This window comes from Variovorax sp. 38R, assembly GCF_014843395.1.
Taxonomy (GTDB): domain Bacteria; phylum Pseudomonadota; class Gammaproteobacteria; order Burkholderiales; family Burkholderiaceae_C; genus Variovorax; species Variovorax paradoxus_H.
This window is the reverse complement of the sequence record NZ_CP062121.1, coordinates 2,104,514-2,122,632: the sequence shown is the minus strand read 5'-3', so window position 1 is coordinate 2,122,632 and position 18,119 is coordinate 2,104,514. Positions and strand designations below refer to the sequence as shown.

The 18,119-nt window shown below is 68.7% G+C and carries 20 protein-coding genes; 13 read left to right on the top strand and 7 right to left on the bottom strand.

What is annotated here, in order from left to right; genetic code table 11:
- Positions 1–5: 5 nt before the first annotated feature.
- Complete coding sequence (locus tag IG196_RS09470) at positions 6–1,001, bottom strand: helix-turn-helix domain-containing protein (RefSeq protein WP_192195941.1); 996 nt, start codon at positions 999–1,001, stop codon at positions 6–8.
- A 133-nt stretch (positions 1,002–1,134) separates the two neighbouring features.
- On the opposite strand from IG196_RS09470, the gene gnd reads away from it, so the two are divergent.
- Complete coding sequence (gnd, locus tag IG196_RS09465) at positions 1,135–2,556, top strand: decarboxylating NADP(+)-dependent phosphogluconate dehydrogenase (RefSeq protein WP_192195940.1); 1,422 nt, start codon at positions 1,135–1,137, stop codon at positions 2,554–2,556.
- A gap of 13 nt (positions 2,557–2,569) precedes the next feature.
- Here gnd and IG196_RS09460 read toward each other — a convergent pair whose 3' ends face one another.
- Positions 2,570–3,664 (bottom strand): PA0069 family radical SAM protein, encoded by a 1,095-nt coding sequence (locus tag IG196_RS09460; protein WP_192195939.1) that lies wholly within the window; start codon positions 3,662–3,664, stop codon positions 2,570–2,572.
- A 134-nt stretch (positions 3,665–3,798) separates the two neighbouring features.
- On the opposite strand from IG196_RS09460, the gene IG196_RS09455 reads away from it, so the two are divergent.
- From IG196_RS09455 to IG196_RS09430, 6 genes are all read left to right on the top strand, one after another.
- Positions 3,799–4,392 (top strand): GbsR/MarR family transcriptional regulator, encoded by a 594-nt coding sequence (locus IG196_RS09455; protein ID WP_192195938.1) that lies wholly within the window; start codon positions 3,799–3,801, stop codon positions 4,390–4,392.
- Between the two features lie 69 nt (positions 4,393–4,461).
- Positions 4,462–4,893 (top strand): thiol-disulfide oxidoreductase DCC family protein, encoded by a 432-nt coding sequence (locus IG196_RS09450; protein WP_192195937.1) that lies wholly within the window; start codon positions 4,462–4,464, stop codon positions 4,891–4,893.
- 29 nt (positions 4,894–4,922) lie between these two features.
- Positions 4,923–5,864 carry an SAM-dependent methyltransferase gene (locus IG196_RS09445; protein ID WP_192195936.1) on the top strand — a complete coding sequence of 314 codons (942 nt, stop codon included), beginning with the start codon at positions 4,923–4,925 and terminating at the stop codon, positions 5,862–5,864.
- A 30-nt stretch (positions 5,865–5,894) separates the two neighbouring features.
- The gene (locus tag IG196_RS09440) at positions 5,895–6,935 is read left to right on the top strand and encodes an SRPBCC domain-containing protein (protein ID WP_192195935.1); all 1,041 of its coding nucleotides are present in this window, start codon (positions 5,895–5,897) and stop codon (positions 6,933–6,935) included.
- The gene (locus IG196_RS09435; RefSeq protein WP_192195934.1) at positions 6,932–7,552 is read left to right on the top strand and encodes a DUF4166 domain-containing protein; all 621 of its coding nucleotides are present in this window, start codon (positions 6,932–6,934) and stop codon (positions 7,550–7,552) included. Before IG196_RS09440 ends, IG196_RS09435 begins: the two co-directional genes overlap by 4 nt.
- Before the next feature lie 7 nt (positions 7,553–7,559).
- A complete protein-coding gene (locus tag IG196_RS09430; RefSeq protein ID WP_192195933.1) occupies positions 7,560–7,907 on the top strand; it encodes a DOPA 4,5-dioxygenase family protein in 348 nt (115 codons plus the stop codon).
- Here IG196_RS09430 and IG196_RS09425 read toward each other — a convergent pair.
- From IG196_RS09425 to IG196_RS09415, 3 genes are all read right to left on the bottom strand, one after another.
- On the bottom strand, positions 7,904–8,551 hold the full coding sequence (locus tag IG196_RS09425) for a phosphoribosyltransferase (protein WP_192195932.1): 648 nt from the start codon (positions 8,549–8,551) through the stop codon (positions 7,904–7,906). The two genes, IG196_RS09430 and IG196_RS09425, sit on opposite strands and share 4 nt — an antisense overlap.
- Positions 8,552–8,634: 83 nt before the next feature.
- Positions 8,635–9,969, bottom strand: a complete 1,335-nt coding sequence (locus IG196_RS09420) for an aromatic ring-hydroxylating dioxygenase subunit alpha (RefSeq protein WP_192195931.1) — start codon at positions 9,967–9,969, stop codon at positions 8,635–8,637.
- 29 nt (positions 9,970–9,998) lie between these two features.
- Entirely contained in the window at positions 9,999–10,982 is a 984-nt protein-coding gene (locus tag IG196_RS09415; RefSeq protein ID WP_192195930.1) for a Bug family tripartite tricarboxylate transporter substrate binding protein, read from the bottom strand.
- Between the two features lie 115 nt (positions 10,983–11,097).
- Between IG196_RS09415 and IG196_RS09410 the strand changes: the two genes are divergently transcribed.
- The gene (locus IG196_RS09410) at positions 11,098–11,925 is read left to right on the top strand and encodes a helix-turn-helix domain-containing protein (protein WP_192195929.1); all 828 of its coding nucleotides are present in this window, start codon (positions 11,098–11,100) and stop codon (positions 11,923–11,925) included.
- A 10-nt stretch (positions 11,926–11,935) separates the two neighbouring features.
- Here IG196_RS09410 and IG196_RS09405 read toward each other — a convergent pair whose 3' ends face one another.
- Positions 11,936–12,592, bottom strand: coding sequence for a glutathione S-transferase (locus IG196_RS09405; protein ID WP_192195928.1), 657 nt, complete (start codon positions 12,590–12,592; stop codon positions 11,936–11,938).
- Between the two features lie 91 nt (positions 12,593–12,683).
- Here IG196_RS09405 and IG196_RS09400 point away from each other — a divergent pair, with 91 nt between their 5' ends.
- The 3 genes from IG196_RS09400 to IG196_RS09395 all read left to right on the top strand — a co-directional run bounded on the left by IG196_RS09400 (position 12,684) and on the right by IG196_RS09395 (position 15,005).
- The gene (locus IG196_RS09400; protein ID WP_192195927.1) at positions 12,684–13,904 is read left to right on the top strand and encodes a polyhydroxyalkanoate depolymerase; all 1,221 of its coding nucleotides are present in this window, start codon (positions 12,684–12,686) and stop codon (positions 13,902–13,904) included.
- A 73-nt stretch (positions 13,905–13,977) separates the two neighbouring features.
- Positions 13,978–14,103, top strand: a complete 126-nt coding sequence (locus tag IG196_RS32200; protein ID WP_257214726.1) for a hypothetical protein — start codon at positions 13,978–13,980, stop codon at positions 14,101–14,103.
- A 212-nt stretch (positions 14,104–14,315) separates the two neighbouring features.
- On the top strand, positions 14,316–15,005 hold the full coding sequence (locus IG196_RS09395) for a GNAT family N-acetyltransferase (RefSeq protein WP_225616991.1): 690 nt from the start codon (positions 14,316–14,318) through the stop codon (positions 15,003–15,005).
- Here the strand turns inward: IG196_RS09395 and IG196_RS09390 are convergent.
- A complete protein-coding gene (locus tag IG196_RS09390; RefSeq protein WP_192195926.1) occupies positions 15,002–15,904 on the bottom strand; it encodes a LysR family transcriptional regulator in 903 nt (300 codons plus the stop codon). The genes IG196_RS09395 and IG196_RS09390 overlap by 4 nt on opposite strands.
- An 85-nt stretch (positions 15,905–15,989) precedes the next feature.
- Between IG196_RS09390 and IG196_RS09385 the strand changes: the two genes are divergently transcribed.
- Both IG196_RS09385 and IG196_RS09380 read left to right on the top strand, forming a co-directional pair.
- Complete coding sequence (locus IG196_RS09385; RefSeq protein ID WP_225616990.1) at positions 15,990–17,102, top strand: adenosine deaminase family protein; 1,113 nt, start codon at positions 15,990–15,992, stop codon at positions 17,100–17,102.
- Positions 17,103–17,110: 8 nt separating this feature from the next.
- Complete coding sequence (locus IG196_RS09380) at positions 17,111–18,094, top strand: Bug family tripartite tricarboxylate transporter substrate binding protein (protein WP_192195925.1); 984 nt, start codon at positions 17,111–17,113, stop codon at positions 18,092–18,094.
- Positions 18,095–18,119 lie beyond the last annotated feature (25 nt).

The following is an 18,119-nucleotide window of genomic DNA, read 5'->3' as shown; positions in this document are numbered from 1 at the left end:
GCCGTTCAGCCGCGTGACTGCCGCAGCGCGCCCGGCGTGCCGCCCAGATGGCGGCGGCACAGGCGCACGAAGTGCGAGGCATCGGCCAAGCCGACGCGCAGGCCGATCTGCGCCACGCTCAAGCGGTCGAAGCGCGCATCGGCCAGCATGCGTTGCGCCACCTGCATGCGGCAGGCGGCCAGCGCGTTCGCGAAGGTGGTCGCGCCCTCGCCCTCGCCCGCTTGCGCGAGGCAGCGGTGCAGGCTGCGCTCCGAGATGCCGAGCCCCTGCGCCACGGCCGCGGCCGTGAGTCCCGGCTCTGCATGGCGCTCGCGCGTGGCGTCGAGCACGCGCTGGCGCAAGGCGGCGCGGCCACACGCGTCGGGCACCGCCACGCCGTCCGCCGAGCCGAGCGCCAGTGCCAGCAACCCGCCGAGCTGGTCGGCCAGCAACGCCGCCGGCAGTGGTGGCCGCAGGGCCACTTCGGGCGACAGTGCCCGGGCAAAGGCGCTGAGCGCCGCGCCCCAGCCGCTGTGGCCGTCGATGCGGCGCGCCACGTGGTCGCCGGCATCGGGCAGCCACGACTCGACCCACGCGGTCGGCAGCTCGATCGACACCGTGTCGGCCGACTGCTGCAAGTGAAAGGCATAGCAGCGCCGCGAATCGACCAGCACCGCGTCGCCGGGCAGCAGGCGCGCCGAGCGTTCTTCCTGCACCGCGACCCAGGGCGAGTCGGCCTTGCACAGCAGGTAGTAGTAGTTCTGACGGCTGTGGGCGATGGCGCGGCGCGTGCGGTAGACGTCTTGGGCGCTGCCGCGCACGCGGTTCACGTGCAGTGGCCCGAGCGGCGCGGATTCGAGCGAGGCGCCGAAGCCGCCGCTCACCGGGCTGCGCACGTCCATCTCGAGAAAGCCCTCGCAGACCGCGCCGATCCAGTAGTCCAGCCGCTGCGGCGGCGGCACCGCATCGGTCGACCAGGTGTGGATGGCGGCAGCGGCTGCGGGCACGGCGGCAGAAGTCATCCCGCCAACATAGCCAGCCCCGACCCGTTTGCCAAGCGGGTATAGACGCCCTCCGACGCCGCGCCGCACAGGTGCCCGGCACAATGACCGGCTACTTTTTTCCAACCGCACACGCACGAAGGGCCCGGCACACATGAGCAAGCAAAGCGATTTCGGATTGATCGGCCTGGCCGTGATGGGACAGAACCTGGTGCTGAACGTGGAAAGCCGCGGCTTCCAGGTCAGCGTCTACAACCGCACCGAGGCCACCACCGAGGCCTTCATTGCCGCCAACCCCGGCAAGAAGCTGGTGGGCGCCAAGACGCTCGAAGAATTCGTTCAAAGCCTGGCCAAGCCCCGCAAGATCCAGATCATGGTGAAGGCCGGTGCGCCGGTCGACCAGGTGATCGAACAGCTCATCCCCCTGCTCGACAAAGACGACATCGTCATCGACGGCGGCAACAGCCTGTACACCGACACCGAGCGCCGCGACGCCTACCTCGCGAGCAAGGGCCTGCGCTTCATCGGCGCGGGCGTGTCGGGCGGCGAGGAAGGCGCGCGCAAGGGGCCGTCGATCATGCCCGGCGGGCCGCTCTCGACCTGGGAGGTGATGAAGCCGATCTTCGAGAGCATCGCGGCCAAGGTGGACGGCGAGCCCTGCGTCATTCACATCGGCCCGGGCGGCGCGGGCCACTACGTGAAGATGGTGCACAACGGCATCGAGTACGGCGACATGCAGCTGATCTGCGAGGCCTACAGCCTGTTCAAGGCCGCCGGCTTCACGACCGACGAGATGGCCGCGATCTTCAACGAGTGGAACGAGGGCGAGCTGCAGAGCTACCTGATCCAGATCACCGCCAAGGCGCTCGAACAGAAAGACCCGGAAACCGGCCAGCCGGTGGTCGACCTCATCCTGGACAAGGCCGGCCAGAAAGGCACGGGCCAGTGGACGCTGCTGAACGCGGCCGAGAACGCGGTGGTCATCAGCACCATCAACGCCGCGGTCGAGGCGCGCGTGCTGTCGTCGCAGAAGAAGGCGCGCGTGGCGGCCAGCCAGCTGCTGCATGGGCCAGTGCCCGCGCTGTCGCTGGAGAAGCAGGCGCTGGTGGCCAAGGTGCACGACGCGCTCTATGCCTCGAAGGTGATCAGCTACACGCAGGGCTTCGACCTCATCCAGACGATGGGCGAGAAGAAAGGCTGGAAGCTCGACCTCGCGGGCATCGCGTCGATCTGGCGCGGCGGCTGCATCATCCGCGCGCGCTTCTTGAATCGCATCACCGACGCCTTCCGCACCGACCCGGCGCTGGACAACCTGATGCTCGACCCGTTCTTTCAAGACCTGCTGAACCGCACGCAGCAGAACTGGCGCGAGGTGGTGGCGCTGGCAGTGAGCAACGGCATTCCGGTGCCGGCCTTCAGCGCGTCGCTGGCCTACTACGACAGCTACCGCACGGCACGCCTGAGCGCGAACCTGCTGCAGGCGCAGCGCGACTTCTTCGGGGCGCACACGTACGAGCGGGTCGACAAACCCGAAGGCCAGTTCTTCCATACCGACTGGCCCGAGGTCATCGAGTAAGCGGCGTCCGGGCTCAGAACAGATTGCCCTGCCCTTGCGCGCCCGGCGGCCGGAAGGCCGAGGTGTCGAGCGCAATCCGCTCGCGATTGAAGCCCAGCCGGTTCGTCGCCTTCTGAAAGCGCTGATGAATCAGGTCGGCCCACAGGCCTGAGCCTTTCATGCGCGTCGCGAAGTCGGCGTCGTAGTCCTTGCCGCCGCGCATCTCGTGGATGCGCGCCATGACGCGATCGGCGCGCTGCGGGTAGTGCAGCTCGAGCCATTCCTTGAACAGCGGCGCCACCTCCCACGGCAGCCGCACCACGGTGTAGAAGGCGCTGCGCGCGCCGGCCTCCCAGGCGGCTTCGAGCACCTGCTCCATGTCTTCGGTGATGAACGGAATCTGCGGCGCCAGGCTCACGCCCACCGGCACGCCGGCCTCGGCCAGCGTGCGGATGGTGCGCAGCCGACGGTGCGGCGCAGCGGCGCGCGGCTCGAGCTTGCGCGCCAGCTCGCCGTCGAGCGTGGTGATCGTCACGTACACGGCCGCGAGCCGGTCGGCCGCCATCGGCGCGATCAGGTCGAGGTCGCGCTCCACGGCGCTCGACTTGGTGACGAGCGCGAACGGATGTCGCACTTCACTCAGCAGTTCGATCACGCCGCGCGTGAGCCGCAGCTCGCGCTCGATGGGCTGGTAGCAGTCGGTGGCGGTGCCGATGGCAAGGTTGCTGGGGCGGTAGCTCTTGCGGCCGAGTTCGGCGCGCAGCACCTCGACGAGGTTGCGCTTGGCGATGAGCTTGGTCTCGAAGTCGAGGCCGGGCGAGAGGTTCAGGTAGCTGTGCGTGGGCCGCGCAAAGCAGTAGATGCAGCCGTGCTCGCAGCCGCGGTACGGGTTGAGCGAACGGTCGAAAGGAATGTCGGGCGACTCGTTGCTGCTGAGCACCGACTTCACGTCTTCGAAGCGCACCTCGGTGGCCAGCGGCAGCAGCCCGGCGGCCTCAGCCTCGCCCTCTTCGAGCGTGCCCCAGCCGTCGTCGAAGGCGTCGCGCTCGTCTTTGGAGAACCGGTGCGCGAGCCGCGTGGCCGCGCCACGGCCCTTGATGATGTGGATGGGAACCTGGGCGGCGGGCATGGCGAGTCCTTGGAAGGAGGCAGGAAACAAGTCGAACAACTGTTTATTCATACAGTATTTCACTTTTAATCCTGCCGTGCAGTATTTTTTGTTTCTGTCTTGACAGAAATTCAGGAATTCCTAAACTCGACGCCATGGAACTCACCGACATTCAACGCAAGTTCGTCCTGCACTGGGGCGAGATGGGCTCCATGTGGGGCGTGAACCGCACGGTCTCGCAGATCCACGCCCTGCTGTTCGCCCATGGCAAGCCGATGCACGCCGAAGAGCTGTCGGAAACGCTGGGCGTGGCCCGCTCCAACGTCAGCAACAGCCTGAAGGAGTTGCAGGCCTGGAACCTCGTGCGCGTCACCCACACGCTGGGCGACCGGCGCGACTACTTCGAGACCAGCGTCGACGTGTGGGAACTGTTCCGCACCGTGGTGCGCGAGCGCAAGGAGCGCGAGTTCGACCCCACCATCCGCGTGCTGCGCGAGATCGTTTCCAGCCCCGATTTCCAGAAGGAGCCGCCCGATGCGCAAGACCGCATCCGCTCCACCATGGACCTCATGACCAAGCTCGCCACCTGGGCCGACGAGATGCTGCGGCTGTCGCCCGGCACGCTCGACAAGGTGCTCACGCTCGGCGCCAGCGTGCAGAAGTTCGTGCGCGGCGACAGCGCACCGCCACCGCCCCCAGACAAGGGCGACGACCCCGACGCGCACCACGCCAGCCTGCCGATGATCTGAGAAAGGCCGCGTCCTTTTTTTTGCCTTCTTATTTCTGTTTTGACTGAAATATCGAGAACCAAGAACGCCATGACCCGCTTCGCTCCCGCCACCTACCCGCTCACCGTCTATTTCGACGCCACCTGCCCGCTGTGCACGGCCGAGATGAGCGCCATGCAGGCGCGCGACAGCGCCGGTCGGCTGCACCTGGTCGACTGCTCGCCCACCGGTTTCGCGGACGGCCCGGCGCCGCGCGAGGCGCTGATGCGTTCGCTGCACGCGGTCGATGCCGCAGGCCGTCTGCGCGTGGGCGTCGACGCCATCCGCGCCTGCCGCGCCGCGGTGGGCTTGCCGGCCGGCGGCGCCGTGCTCGACCTGCCGGTGATCGGCCGGCTGGCCGACCGCGCCTACGCGGTGCTGGCCCGCAACCGCTACCGGCTGCCGCGCTGGCTGGTGCTGCGGCTCGCGGGGCACGGCGCGATCGCGCCAACCACCTGCGCCGACGACCACTGCAAGCTCTGAAAAAACTCACATCGCCTGAAGGAGTTTCGATGCCCGACGTCTTCCAGCCCGACTTCCGCCTCCCCGGCACCGCACGGCCTGCGCCGCCCGCGGTCGAAGGCCACGTGAGCCGCGAGGACACGCAGGACTATTTCACCGAGGTCGCCGACGACTATCGCGCCTGGAGCCCGAGCTACAACATGCACTTCGGCTTCTGGCGCCTGGGCCTGAACCCGCTGCGGCGCGAAGGCATGCTGATCGAGATGAACCGCACCGTCGGGCGGGCACTGCGGCTCGACAAGGCCACCACCGGCCCGCGTTGCGTGCTCGACCTCGGCTGCGGCGCCGGCGCCACCTCGCGCACGCTGGTCGGCGACGACCCTGCGCTGCATGCGGTCACCGTGACCAACGTGCCGGTGCAGAACGGCATCGCCGCGCGGCTCGACGCGCGGGCCGGCGTGGCCGATCGCGTCGCGCACGTCGAAGCCGACTACACCCGCACCGGCCTGCCCGCCGCCCAGGCCGATGGCGCCTGGGCGCTCGAAAGCGCCTGCTACGCCGAAGGCACCGCCAAGGCCGACTTCGTGCGCGAGTCCGCCCGGCTGCTCAAGCCCGGCGCGCGGCTGGTGGTGGTCGACGGCTTCCTGCTGCGCCACCAGCCGGGCCGCCTCGCGGGCTGGCTGCACCGCCTGTGGGCCGACAGCTGGGCCGTGCCCACGCTGGCCGTGCGCGAAGACTTCGTCGCCGCACTGCGCGCGCATGGCTTCGACGACATCGAAGTGAAGTCGCTGCGCTGGCGCGTCGCGCCCAGCGCGCTGCACATCCCGGTGCTGGCCACGCGCTTCACGCTGGCCGAACTCTGGAAGGCGCGCGGCAAGCTCAGCCCCTGGCGCCGCAAGCACATCGTGGCCAGCTACTGCGCGCTCGCGCTGGGCATGTTCTGGCGCGACTTCGACTACGCCATGGTGACGGCCCGGCGCAGCGCCGACTGAGACACCACAAGAAGAGGAGAAGAGATTTCCATGCGCACCGATCCCGAAGAAAGCAGGCTCGCCGACCTGGCCCTCAACGACGAAGTGCCGGCCAAGAAGCCCGTGCGCGGCATGCCCTTCGGCTGGTTCTGGCCCATGTTCGCCGGCGCGGCGATCGCGTTCGTGCTGCGCATCGTCTTCGGCGGCGGCCCCGGCGAGCCCTTCTCGGCCATGCTGGGCTCCTTCGTCTATCTCGCGCCCGCGGCGTGCGGCGCGGTCACGGTGTACATGGCCGAGCGCATCGAGCGGCGCAGCTGGGGCTACTACCTCTGGGCGCCGTGGGTGGCCACCGCGCTGTTCGTCGGCGGCACGCTGATGGTGTTCATCGAGGGCATCATCTGCGCCGCCTTCATCGTGCCGCTGTTCGCGGTGATGGGCAGCGTCGGCGGACTGGCCATGGGCATCGTGTGCCGCATCACCAACTGGCCCAAGCCCGCGCTCTACAGCTTTGCCCTGGTGCCGCTGCTGCTCGGCGGCATCGAGCCGCAATGGCCCAACCCGGACCAGTTCTCGAACACCTCGCGCACGCTCTTCATTGCAGCGCCGGCCGAGCGCGTGTGGCACGAGCTCAACGCCGCGCGCGACATCCGCCCCAGCGAAGTCGGCGACGCGTGGGCCTACCGCGTCGGCGTGCCGATGCCGGTGTCGGGCGTGACCGTCGACACACCCGAGGGCCGCGTGCGCCAGGTGCAGTGGCAGAAGAACGTGCACTTCGACGAGGTCGTCACCGAGTGGCAGCCCCACCGCCTGTTGAAGTGGCGCTTCCGCTTCACGCCCGACTCCTTCCCCGCCGGCGCACTCGACGACCACGTGATGATCGGCGGCCAGTATTTCGACCTGCGCGACGCCACCTACACCCTGACCCCGCGCGACGGTGGCACCGAGCTGCGCGTCGCGGTGTCGTGGCGGCTGAGCACACGCTTCAACTGGTATGCGGACCCGGTCATGCAGTTCCTGCTTGGCGATGCCTCCGAGAACATCCTGCGCTTCTACAAGGCGCGCAGCGAAACCACCGTGGCGGTGGCGGGATGAGCAGCGCGCCCCCCGTCTTCCAGCAGGCGCTCGGCCCCGCGTGGAACGAGCTCGGCGACGTCATCCGCCGCCACTACACGATGAGGCCGTTCTCCGACGACTACGTGTGCGTGCGCGGCACGATGAGCGAGGTCTGGCACGCCCCGTGGGCCGCGCTACTGATGCCCTTCGGCCGGCTGTTCGGCGCGCTGGTGCCGCACCAGGGCACCGACGTGCCGATCGAGGTGCACTACCGCTGCCACCCCGACGACGCCAATCTCTACTGGGACCGCGTCTTCCACTTCCCGGGCAAGCCGCCTTTCCATTTCCGCTCGCACATGGAGCACGACGCGGGGCAAGGCAGCGAGGTGATCGAATACGTGCGCTTCGGCATCGGCATGCGCCTGGCGGTGAGCGCGGAAGACGGCGCGGTGGTGTTCCGCGACAGGGGCTACATCTGGCGCATCGGCGGGCTGCGCATTCCGCTGCCGCTGGGCCTCTTTCTCGGCACCGCCTATGTCGAGGAGCGGCCCGACCCGACCGACCCCGATCACTTCACCATGAAGATGCTGCTGCGCCACCGCTGGTTCGGCGACGTGTTCCGCTACAGCGGACGCTTCCGCCTCGGTTCACAATGAGCGCACCATGCCACGCCGCCCCGAAAACCTCTACGCCCAGTACCACGCCCACATCTACTTCGCGCCCGATACGGTGGCACAGGCACGCGCCCTCTGCGAGCGGGCGGGCCACGAGCTGATGGTGGTGGTGGGCCGCGTGCACGAACGCCTCGTCGGCCCGCACCCGCACTGGAGTTGCCAGCTGGCCTTCGACGCCGCCGAGTTCGACGAGGTCATCGGCTGGCTCGACACGAACCGCAATGGTCTGGATGTGTTCGTGCACGGCGTGACCGGCGACGACTTCGCGGACCACACGACGCATGCGATGTGGCTGGGCGAAGAGAGCGCGCTCGATCTGCGGATGTTCCGACGCTAGACCGCTTCGCCGCGCGCCTGCGCCAGCAGCGCGCACACCTCGTCATCCGTCGTCTGCGAGAAATCGCCGTACCAGGCGCCAACCGCGCGAAACACCGTGGGGCAGCGCACGCACAACACATCGTCGGCTTCGCCCTGCAAGACCTCGCAGGCCTCGGGCGAGCCCACGGGCACGGCGGCGATCACGGTACCGGCGCCCTGCCGCCGCAGCCCGCGAACGGCCGCAAGCATCGTGGCGCCGGTGGCAAGCCCGTCGTCGATCACGAGCACCGTGCGGCCTTGCACATCACACACCGGGCGATCACCGCGGTAGACCCGCGTGCGGCGCGCCAGCTCCGCGCGTTCGGCGCGGACGACGGCATCGATCTCCGACGGACGCAGGTCCAGCGTGCGCACCAGGTGCTCATCGATCTCGGGCACGCCATCGCCCGCGAGCGCGCCGAAGGCGTACTCGGGTTGTTCAGGCAGGCCCAGCTTGCGGACCACCAGCACGTCGAGCGGCAAGCGCAACGCGCGCGCCACTTCGAAGGCCACCGGCACGCCGCCGCGCGGCAGCGCCAGCACCACGGCGTCCGGAAATCCACCGCGCCGCTGCAGCAACGCAGCGAGCTGGCGGCCGGCCTGTGCGCGATCACGAAACTTCACGGCGTGTGCTCCCGAGATGGGATGTTCACACGCTGTTCGCGACACCGCGAGCCCCGCCGCAAAGACCCGGATCGCAGCGTGCTTTACGCCGCCTCTTGCGCTTCCACCTCGGCGTCCGACGCGCCGCCGTGGACCTTGAAGAACTGCGCCCCTTCGACCTTCTGCCCAATGGCTTTCTCATACGCCGCGCGCACATCGTCGGGCTGCCCGGCCTGCCCGAAGAAGTCCTTCAGGTACGGCCCCAGCAGCGGATGCGCGGCCAGTTCCTCGCGCGGCAGGCCGTGCAGCATCTCGTCGCGGCAGGCCGACGGCAGGCACACGTCGCGGTTCTTCTCGGGGTCGCGGATGAGGCCCTTGGGCTCGTGCGACGGGTCGGACTGCATCGACTCGAGTTCTTCAAAAAAGCGCCGCCGCATCATCACGATGCCCTTGTCGCTCTGACCTAGCTTCTCGCGCGTGCGGTCGGTCACGGTGCCCTGCCCCACCCACACGACGAAGTCCTGGTTGGCGACATGGCTGGTGATCCAGCGGCCCGTGACCGAATCTTTGATGGGGCCGTACCACGAGGGAATGCGCTCCTGCACGTACGGTTCCTGTTCGGTGGGCACGCGGCTGAGCACCCACAGCACGCTCAGCGTGTGGTGGTCATCGATCGGCACGCGCCATTCGAAGTGGTGGCCGAGGAAGAAGCCGTTGGGCCACAGCGTGACGCGGCCGGTGGTCCACATGACGTTGTCTTCGCGCTCGCCGCCGCGCAGGCGCTTGTAGACGAAGCCGTGCTCGAACTCCTCGAAGGCCAGCTTCAGGTGCGTGGGCACATAAGGGCCTTCGTCGCCCTGCAGGCGTGTGGTCCAGTTGTTGTGCGTCCACTCGAAGTGCACGGGGTCGATGGAGTTCTCCTGGCACTGGAACCAGTTGCAGGGAATCTCGGCGAACACGGCCTGCGCAAAACCGTTCTTGCAATTGAAGAGTTCCCAGTCGGGCAGCAGCGGCGCGGGCTGCGGGCCCATGTAGGCCCACAGCAGGCCGGCCTTCTCCTGCACGGGGTAGGCCTTGATCTTCGTGTTCTTGCGCATGCGCGCATCGGGGTCCAGCGTTTCCTCAAAAGGCTGGTGGATGCACTGGCCGCTCGTGTCGTACTGCCAGCCGTGGTAGCTGCAGCGCAGGCCGCACTTCTCCACGTAGCCGTACGACATGTCGGCGTTGCGGTGCGGGCAGCGGCGATCGACGAGGCCGTAGTTGCCGCTCAGGTCCTTGTAGAGCACCAGGTCTTCGCCGAGGATGCGCAGCGGCTTCACGGCCTTGTCGTCGAACTCGCTGGCACCGGCGATCGGGTGCCAGTAGCGGCGCAGGTAGTCGCCCATGGGCTTGCCCGGACCCACTTCGGTCAGCAGGCGGTTCTTTTCTTCGCTCAACATGCATCGTCTCCTTGGGTGTCTGCTTGTCGTCAATCGGCGCGGATGCCGAACTCGCGCACCAGCTTGCCGAAGCGCTGGTCGTCGTCGCTGATCTGCTGCGCCAGCACGGCCGGCGCGCCGCCCACGGGCTCGATGCCGAGCGCGGCCATGCGGGCCTGCACGTCGGGCATCTTCAAAATCTCGTTGAAGTGGCGGTTGAGCGTCTGCACGACCTCGGCCGGCAGGGCCTTCGGCCCGAGCAGGCCCATCCAGGCGCTCACGTCCATGTCGCGGTAGCCCAGCTCGAGGAAGGTGGGCACGTGGGGCATCAGCTTCGTGCGCTGGCGCTCGGCCACGGCCAGCGGCACCAGCTTGCCGGCGGTGATGTGGGCCGCCACCGCACCGGGCGTGATCCAGCCCACGCTCACGTGGCCGCCCAGCGTGTCGTTGACCACCGGCGCCACGCCGCGGTACGGCGCATGCGCGACGGCAATGCCGGCGTCCTTGTTGAAGAGCTCGCCCGCGATGTGCATCGGCGAGCCCGCGCCCGGCGTGCCGTAGGTGAAGGCCTTGCCGGCCTTGGCACCGGCGACGAGCTGCGCCACGTTCTGGATGCCACTCGTGGGCGCCGTGACCATCAGCACCGGGATGTTGCCGGTCTTCACGATGGGGGTGAAGTCTTTCACCACGTCGTGCGCCACGCCGGGGCCGGCCTTCAGCACGTGCTGCGCGATGGGGAAGGTGCTGGGCGTGAAGAGCAGCGTGTAGCCGTCGGCCGGCGCCTTCGCGACCCAGGCGTTGCCGATCATGCCGCTCGCACCGGGGCGGTTGTCGATGAGCACCGGCTGGCCGACGCGCTGCGCGAGCTTCTCGGCATAGGCGCGTGCGATGGCGTCGGTGTCGCCGCCGGCCGGGTAGGCGACGACGATGGTGATCGGCTTCGCGGGCCACGACTGTGCCAGGGCCGCCGTGGCGGCACACAGCAAAAGAATGGCTCCTGCAGCGGCACGGAGCGCGTTTCGGTGGTGAAACATGATGTTGTTTTCCTTCTCGGTGGGACGACGTTGGGTGTCATCGGACTGTAGGAATGCCATCGCGCGGCCAGAAGATATAGTTTCACTGAGTGAACCTTTTTTCTTCGGAGGCGGCATGTCAGACACCACCGGCGCGCAGAGCGTGAAGTCGATCGACGCACTGCGCCGCGGGCTCGACGTGATGCTGGCGATCCAGCGCGCATCGGCCGTCACGCTGCAGGAGCTGCACCGGCAGACAGGCCTCTCGAAGGCCACGCTGCTGCGCATCCTGAAGACGCTGCAGCAGGCCGGATGGGTCGAGCGCAACGAGCTGGAGAAGCGCTACGTTCCCACCTCGGCCACCGGCCAGTCGGGCACCGCAGCGGCGTGGCGCACGCGGCTCACTGCCCTGGCGGCGTCGCCGCGCGCCACGCTGCAGCGGCTGGTGCCGTGGCCGATCGACCTCGGCGTGCGCGACGGCACGGCCATGCTGATCCTCGACACCGACCGGCCGCGCAACGGCCTCGCGGTGAACTACCGCGCGCTGGGCTTTCGCCCGCCAATGCTGTTGTCGTCGCTCGGGCGTTGCTACCTTGCGTTCTGCCCCGAAGACGAGCGCCGAGAAATCCTCGCCGCACTGGCGCGTTCACCGAACGACTTTGATCGCGGCGCGCGACGCCCCGACAGCATCCGCCGCATGGTGGCGCACGCGCGCGACCAGGGCTATGCGGCGCGCGACCCCACGTCCACCAGCCTCGATTCGCCCGACCGCTTCGGTGCGGTGTCGGTGCCGGTGCGGCTGGGCGATCAGGTGGTGGGTTGCCTCAGTTGCGCGTGGCTGCCGACGGTGAAGAGCGAGCGCGAGATCGTGACGGCGCACCTGGGCGAGCTGCAGCAGGCCGCGCAGAGCATCGAGCGACGGCTGCGGCAAGACGGCCTCGGCCTGCCGCCCGCGAGCCCCTGAAGAACAAGCGTCAGAACTCGGCCTCGAGCTCGTCGATCTCGTCGGGCTCCTGCAGCGCGGCGGCCACCCATTCCTTCATGGCGGGCAGTTCCATCACGCGCTTGCAGTAGGCGGCGCAGGCGCTGTCGAGCGCCACGTCGTAGCTCAGGAAGCGCGTGACCACGGGCGCGTACATCGCGTCGGCCATGCCGGGCTGCTTGCCGAACAGGAAGGGGCCGCCGTAGGCCTTGAGGCACTCGCGCCAGATGGCGACGATGCGGTCGATGTCGCCCTGCGCGCGCGACCACACCTTGAAGTTCTTGAAGCGGGCCTTGATGTTCATCGGCAGCGCGCCGCGCATCGAGGCAAAGCCCGAGTGCATCTCGCCGCAGATGGCGCGGCAGTGCGCGCGTGCCGCGGCGTCGGCGGGCAGCAGGCCGGCCTTGGGCTTGATCTCGTGCAGGTACTCGCCGATGGCGAGCGTGTCCCACACCTTGATGCCGCCGTGCTGCAGCGAGGGCACAAGCATCGACGACGACAGCAGCAGCATCTCGGCCTTCATGGCCGGATCGTCGGGCGGGATGACCTTCTCGCTGAAGTCCAGCCCCGCGAGCCTGCACATCAGCCAGCCGCGCAGCGACCACGCGCCGTAGTTCTTGCTGCTGATCGTGAGAACGGGTTTGGGCATCGCGACACTCCTTGGACGATGCCAAGTGTGTGCAAGCGCCGTGCCATGAGATGCCATGCGTGTTGGCCCGCAACTTGCCTGCACCCCCTGCATGCTGTACCGCGCTTACCAGAACCAGGCCGACCTGCTCTCGCCATGGCGACTCACCGCGCAGTACCTGGGCCGCGCACTCTGGCAGGACGGCGCCGATCGCACCGCGCTGCGGCGCATGGCCGCGCGCTGCGAGGTCTTCTCGCGCATGCGGCTCACCCACACGCGGCCCGACTACGGCATCGACTCGGTCATGGTCGACGGCACCGACGTGCCCGTGCATGAAGAGGTCGCGCTGGTCTCGCCTTTCGGCACCTTGCTGCACTTTCGCAAGGCGCACACCGATGCGGTGCACCCGCGCGTGCTGCTGGTCGCACCACTGTCGGGCCATTTCGCGACCTTGCTGCGCGAAACCGTGCGCACCCTGCTGCGCGACCACGACGTGTACCTGACCGACTGGCACAACGCGCGCGACGTGCCGCTGTGGCACGGCGGCTTCGGGCTCGACGACTACACGCTGCAGCTGGTGCGCTTCCTCGAGGCCATGGGCCCGGGCGCGCACATGGTGGCCGTGTGCCAGCCCTGCGTGGCCGCACTGGCCGCGACCGCGCTCATGGCCGAAGACGATCACCCGGCCACGCCGCGCAGCCTCACGCTGATGGCGGGGCCGGTCGATTGCCGCATCAACCCGACCGGCGTGAACGTGCTCGCAACCAGCAAGCCCATCGAGTGGTTCCGCCGCAACCTCATCAGCCACGTGCCGTGGCCGCATGCGGGCGCGATGCGGCGCGTGTACCCGGGCTTTTTGCAGCTCACGGCCTTCATGAGCATGAACCCCGAGCGCCACAAGAAGCAGTTCGAGGACATGGAGCGCCTGCTCGTCGAAGGCGAGCTCGACAAGGCCCGCACCATCGCCGACTTCTACGACGAGTACCTGGCGGTGAACGACCTGCCGGCCGAGTTCTACCTGGAGACCGTCGAGCGCGTGTTCCAGACCTACGACCTGCCGCGCGGCGTGCTCACCGTGGCCGGGCGCACCGTGAACCCTGCGGCCATCCGGCGCACCGCGCTGCTCACGGTGGAAGGCGAGCGCGACGACATCTGCGCGGTCGGCCAGACCGTCGCCGCGCAAGACCTGTGCACCGGCATCCGCCCGTACCTCAAGACGCACCACCTGCAGGCCGGCGTCGGGCACTACGGCGTGTTCAGCGGCAGCAAATGGAACACGCAGATCTACCCGCGCGTGCGCGAGACGATCCACGCGGCCGACGAACTTCATTGAACGCAACCCAATCTGGCAGAGACCGCGGGGGCTTTGGTTGCCCTGACACCTCCGGCCTCCTACAATCGACCCTATGAACGTCATGGTTTTCATTGCCGGTTTCGATCGCACGGCGGCCTGCGCGGCCCCGGGCGATGCGCGCGTGCGCGCGCCCGCCGCAATGACGGCGAGGTCGCAGCAGACCCTCGCACATCCCTGAGCCCGGCGGTCAGCCTCCTTTTTTCTTCAGCGCACATCGACCGTCGGGCACCTGCCCCGCGCGGTCGCGCGCCCTGGCCCTGATCGCTTGATCGATCGGCCCGGGCGACGCACCACTTCCCCAGCGTCCGACCTTCTTCCCGCCTTCGGCCCCGTGCCGCGTGGAAGAGCCTCGCCCGCTTCGTCGTCGTGTTTCGTCGTGAGGATTTCCCCGTGGTGGCTCTTGCCTGCTCCCCTTTCGTCCCTTCGCCTGCCCTGCCGCCCTGGCCCGCATGGCTGTCGTTCGACGCGCTGCGCCGCCGCTTCCTGCGGCCGGCCGAGCTGCGCATCGACGTCGATCCGAAGAAGGGTCGCCCGAGCGAGCCGCCGACGCCCGTGTACGAGCGCATGCGCGCCATGGGCGACCGCGTGCAGGACCTGCCCGCGCTGCGCCTGGACGACCCCGACCTGCGCGCGCGCTTTCGCGAGGCTGATGGCGAGACCTACGTGTACATCGAAGACGTGCGCCACCAGCGGCTGGTCGGCTACACCGTGTTCAACCGCCTCATCGAACTCGACCGCCGCGCCGACCGCCACATCCGTGCGCCGCATTCGCAGTACGACCCCGCCTACCAGCGGCGCGGGCTGGCCACGGCCGTGTACCGCTGGGCACTCGGCAGTGGCATGTGCCTGATGAGCGGCGCGCGCCAGTCGCCGGGCGCGCATGCGCTGTGGCTGCGCCTGGGGCGCGACTACACGACGGGTTTTGTCGACCTGCGCGAGAAGCGGCTGAGCTACCTCGGCGACGAGGTGGACGGCGACACGCTCTCGCAGCTGCACACGCGCATGTTCATGCTCGGCGAAGGCTGGACGCTGGAGCGTTTCAGTAGCGAAACGCGCATGGCGATGTTGGAAGTCGCCTAAGCCTGCGGCAACCGCTCGCGCAGGAACCCGATGAGCTCCTGCGCCGCCACATTGCGCATCGGCCCCGGCAGGTAGGCCAGCACCACGCGCCGCTCGATGCGCGGCGCCGACAGTGGCACCACGGACAGCTCGGGGTCGCGCAGCGACGAGGTGTACAGCTGCGGCATCAGCCCCAGCGCCTGCCCGCTGCGCACCAGCGCATAGAGCGTTTCGGAATAGCTCACGCGGTACGGCTGTGCGCCTTGCGCAAACTGCGCGCGCGCCGGATCACCCAGCGCCGGCATGCTGCCGCTTTCGAACAGCACGAGGCGCTCGCTGCCGATGGCCTCCCAGCGCGCCTCGCCGGCCGCCGCCAGCGCGTGGTCGCGGCGCACCACCAGCACCAGCGGGTCGCGGAACAGATCGATGCATGCCAGCCCGCCGGGCGGTTCGGTGATCGCGGCCACGGCCATGTCGAGCTGGCCGCTGCGCAGCTCGGCCAGCAGCACCGTGGAGGGCGCGTCGCGCCAGGCCAGCTCCACCTCGGCGCGCTGCTGCAGGAAGTCGGCCGCCGCCGCCGCGACGCGCGCGCTGGCCGAGGGGATCACGCCCACGCGCACGTAGGCCCGGCCGCGCTGCACCGTGCTTTCGATGTCGCGCAACGCCACCTCGAAGGTGTGGACCAGGAAATCGGTGCGCGCCAGCACCTCGGCGCCGACGGGCGTGAGCTCGAGCCGGTGGGTGGAGCGGGTCAGCAGCTCGGCGCCGAGCAGCTTTTCCATCTGCTTGATCGCGTTGCTCAGCGCGGGCTGCGTGATGGCAAGGCGACGCGCCGCGCGGCCGAAGTGCCCTTCCTCGACCAGCACCGAAAAACACTGCAGCTGGCGCAGCGTGAGCGCACGCAGGGGCAAGGCGGCCATGGGCGTCCTGGTTATCGATTCAATGAATCAAATTATAGAAATTCAAAATTTTCCTTATGAGCACGCACTGCCTAGACTGCGCCGCATGACCCTTGCCGCGCCCACGCCCACGTCCGCTCCTTTCGCGCTCGAAGCGATGCTGCGCGAGATTCCCAAGGTGGAGCTGCACTGCCACCTCTTCGGCACCGTGCGCCACGAGACCTTCCGCCAGCTCAACCAGCGCGCCGGCGCACCGCTGGCCGACGCGGAAATCGACGGCTTCTACACACGCGGCGAAAAGCCCGTGGGCGTGCTGCGCGTGCTGCGCGCGCTCGACGCCCAGCTGGTGCGCAGCGCCGACGACCTGTACCAGCTGACGCTCGAGTACCTGCAGGACGCGGCCTCGCACCAGGTGCGCTACGCGGAGTTCTTCTGGAACCCGACCGGCACGGTGCACGGCTCGAGCATTGCGTACCCGCTCGCGCAGGGCGCCATCGTCCGCGCAATCCACGATGCGCAGCAAGAGTTCGGCATCACCGGACGGCTCATTGCCGCCATCGACCGCGAGGCCAGCGCCGAAGCAGCCGTGGAGATGGTCGAGTGGGTAAAGGCCCAACGCTGCGACGAAGTGGTCGGCATCGGCATCGACTACCGCGAGAACGACCGGCCGCCCGAGCTGTTCGCGCGTGCGTACGCCGATGCGAAGAAGGCCGGCCTCAAGACCACCGCGCACGCCGGCGAGTTCGGCATGCCCTGGACCAACGTGCGCACGGCGCTCGAGCTGCTGCAGGTCGACCGCATCGACCACGGCTACACGGTGGTCGACCAGCCCGACTTTGCGCGCCAGTGCGCCGATCGCGGGGTGATCTTCACGGTCGTGCCGACCAACTCGTACTACCTACGCACGCTGCCGCCCGAACGTTGGGCTATTGACCACCCCATCCGCCGCATGCCCGGCCTGGGCCTGCGCATCCACCCCAACACCGACGACCCGACGCTGCACCAGGTCACGCCCACGGGCGCCTGGCTGATGATGGTGCGCGACTTCGGCTTCGGCCTGGACGACCTGCGCGGCTTCATGCACAACGGCCTGGACGGCGCGTGGATCGACGACACGCAGCGCCGCCAGTGGCGCGCCGAATGGAGCAACGCCTTCGACGCGCTGCGCGCCCGCCTGCCCTCCGAACCCACGCCTTCCGCCACACCCTTCCCCGGATGAACCCCGCCATGACCACGAACCGCCGATTGATCCTTGCCGCCGCCGCGCTCTGCGCCGCCCTGCCCGCGGGCGCCTTCGCCCAGCAGGCCTGGCCTGCTGCCAAGCCCCTCACGCTGATCGTTCCCTACACGGCCGGCGGCAGCGTGGACGTCAACGCCCGCCTCGTGGCGCAGCGCCTGGGCGAGCGGCTCAAGCAATCGGTCGTGATCGAGAACGTGAGCGGCGCGGGCGGCGCCATCGGCGTGGCCAAGGCCGTGAACGCGGCGCCCGACGGCTACACGCTGGTGGTCGGCCCCGACAGCGCCATCGCCATCGGTCGGCTGGTCAACCCCTCGGCCTTCCGCTTCGATCCGTTGAAAGATCTGGCGCCCGTCGGCCTGCTCAACACCGCGCCGATGGTGCTGGTGGCGCGCCCCGGCCTGGACGTGCGCAGCTACGCCGACTTCGTGAAGCTCGCCAAGGCCCAGCCCGGCCACTACAACTACGCCACCTCGGGCGTGGGCACCGTGCTGCAGCTGGCGATGGAACTGCTCAAGGAGCGCAGCGGCATCTTCGTGACGCACGTGCCCTACCGCGGCGGTGCGCAGATCGCCACCGACGTCATCGGTGACCAGGTCGACCTCGCGATGCTGGTGAGCACCAGCGCCATTCCGCATGTGAACGGCAAGCGCCTGAAGGCATTGGGCATCACCGGCAGCCAGCGCCTGCCGGCGCTGTCGCAGGTGCCGACCTTCAACGAGATGCCCGGCCTCAAGGGCTACGACATGGTGAGCTGGACCGGCATCTTCGCGCCCGCGAAAACGCCGCCGGCCGTGGTGGCGCGGCTCAACCAGGAACTGAATGCGGTGCTGCAGGAGGAAGGCGTGCGCGCCAAGCTGGCGGAGCAAGGCGCGTTGCCGGGCAGCGGAACGCCGGAGGCGTTCGGAAAGTTCGTGCAGGCCGAATACGCACGCAATCAAAAGATCGTGCAGACCGCCAACATCAAAGAGTAGCGGTCAGTCGGCCGGCCGGTCGGGC

What these genes read in the sequence shown, in the direction of transcription:
- IG196_RS09470 (WP_192195941.1), bottom strand. Translation starts at nt 1,001, where the DNA reads ATGACTTCTGCCGCCGTGCCCGCAGCCGCTGCCGCCATCCACACCTGG.
- IG196_RS09430 (WP_192195933.1), top strand. Translation starts at nt 7,560, where the DNA reads ATGCCACGCCGCCCCGAAAACCTCTACGCCCAGTACCACGCCCACATC.
- IG196_RS09390 (WP_192195926.1), bottom strand. Translation starts at nt 15,904, where the DNA reads ATGGCCGCCTTGCCCCTGCGTGCGCTCACGCTGCGCCAGCTGCAGTGT.
- gnd (WP_192195940.1), top strand. Translation starts at nt 1,135, where the DNA reads ATGAGCAAGCAAAGCGATTTCGGATTGATCGGCCTGGCCGTGATGGGA.
- IG196_RS09385 (WP_225616990.1), top strand. Translation starts at nt 15,990, where the DNA reads ATGACCCTTGCCGCGCCCACGCCCACGTCCGCTCCTTTCGCGCTCGAA.
- IG196_RS09450 (WP_192195937.1), top strand. Translation starts at nt 4,462, where the DNA reads ATGACCCGCTTCGCTCCCGCCACCTACCCGCTCACCGTCTATTTCGAC.
- IG196_RS09400 (WP_192195927.1), top strand. Translation starts at nt 12,684, where the DNA reads ATGCTGTACCGCGCTTACCAGAACCAGGCCGACCTGCTCTCGCCATGG.
- IG196_RS09410 (WP_192195929.1), top strand. Translation starts at nt 11,098, where the DNA reads ATGTCAGACACCACCGGCGCGCAGAGCGTGAAGTCGATCGACGCACTG.
- IG196_RS09415 (WP_192195930.1), bottom strand. Translation starts at nt 10,982, where the DNA reads ATGTTTCACCACCGAAACGCGCTCCGTGCCGCTGCAGGAGCCATTCTT.
- IG196_RS09405 (WP_192195928.1), bottom strand. Translation starts at nt 12,592, where the DNA reads ATGCCCAAACCCGTTCTCACGATCAGCAGCAAGAACTACGGCGCGTGG.
- IG196_RS32200 (WP_257214726.1), top strand. Translation starts at nt 13,978, where the DNA reads ATGAACGTCATGGTTTTCATTGCCGGTTTCGATCGCACGGCGGCCTGC.
- IG196_RS09460 (WP_192195939.1), bottom strand. Translation starts at nt 3,664, where the DNA reads ATGCCCGCCGCCCAGGTTCCCATCCACATCATCAAGGGCCGTGGCGCG.
- IG196_RS09420 (WP_192195931.1), bottom strand. Translation starts at nt 9,969, where the DNA reads ATGTTGAGCGAAGAAAAGAACCGCCTGCTGACCGAAGTGGGTCCGGGC.
- IG196_RS09440 (WP_192195935.1), top strand. Translation starts at nt 5,895, where the DNA reads ATGCGCACCGATCCCGAAGAAAGCAGGCTCGCCGACCTGGCCCTCAAC.
- IG196_RS09445 (WP_192195936.1), top strand. Translation starts at nt 4,923, where the DNA reads ATGCCCGACGTCTTCCAGCCCGACTTCCGCCTCCCCGGCACCGCACGG.
- IG196_RS09455 (WP_192195938.1), top strand. Translation starts at nt 3,799, where the DNA reads ATGGAACTCACCGACATTCAACGCAAGTTCGTCCTGCACTGGGGCGAG.
- IG196_RS09435 (WP_192195934.1), top strand. Translation starts at nt 6,932, where the DNA reads ATGAGCAGCGCGCCCCCCGTCTTCCAGCAGGCGCTCGGCCCCGCGTGG.
- IG196_RS09380 (WP_192195925.1), top strand. Translation starts at nt 17,111, where the DNA reads ATGACCACGAACCGCCGATTGATCCTTGCCGCCGCCGCGCTCTGCGCC.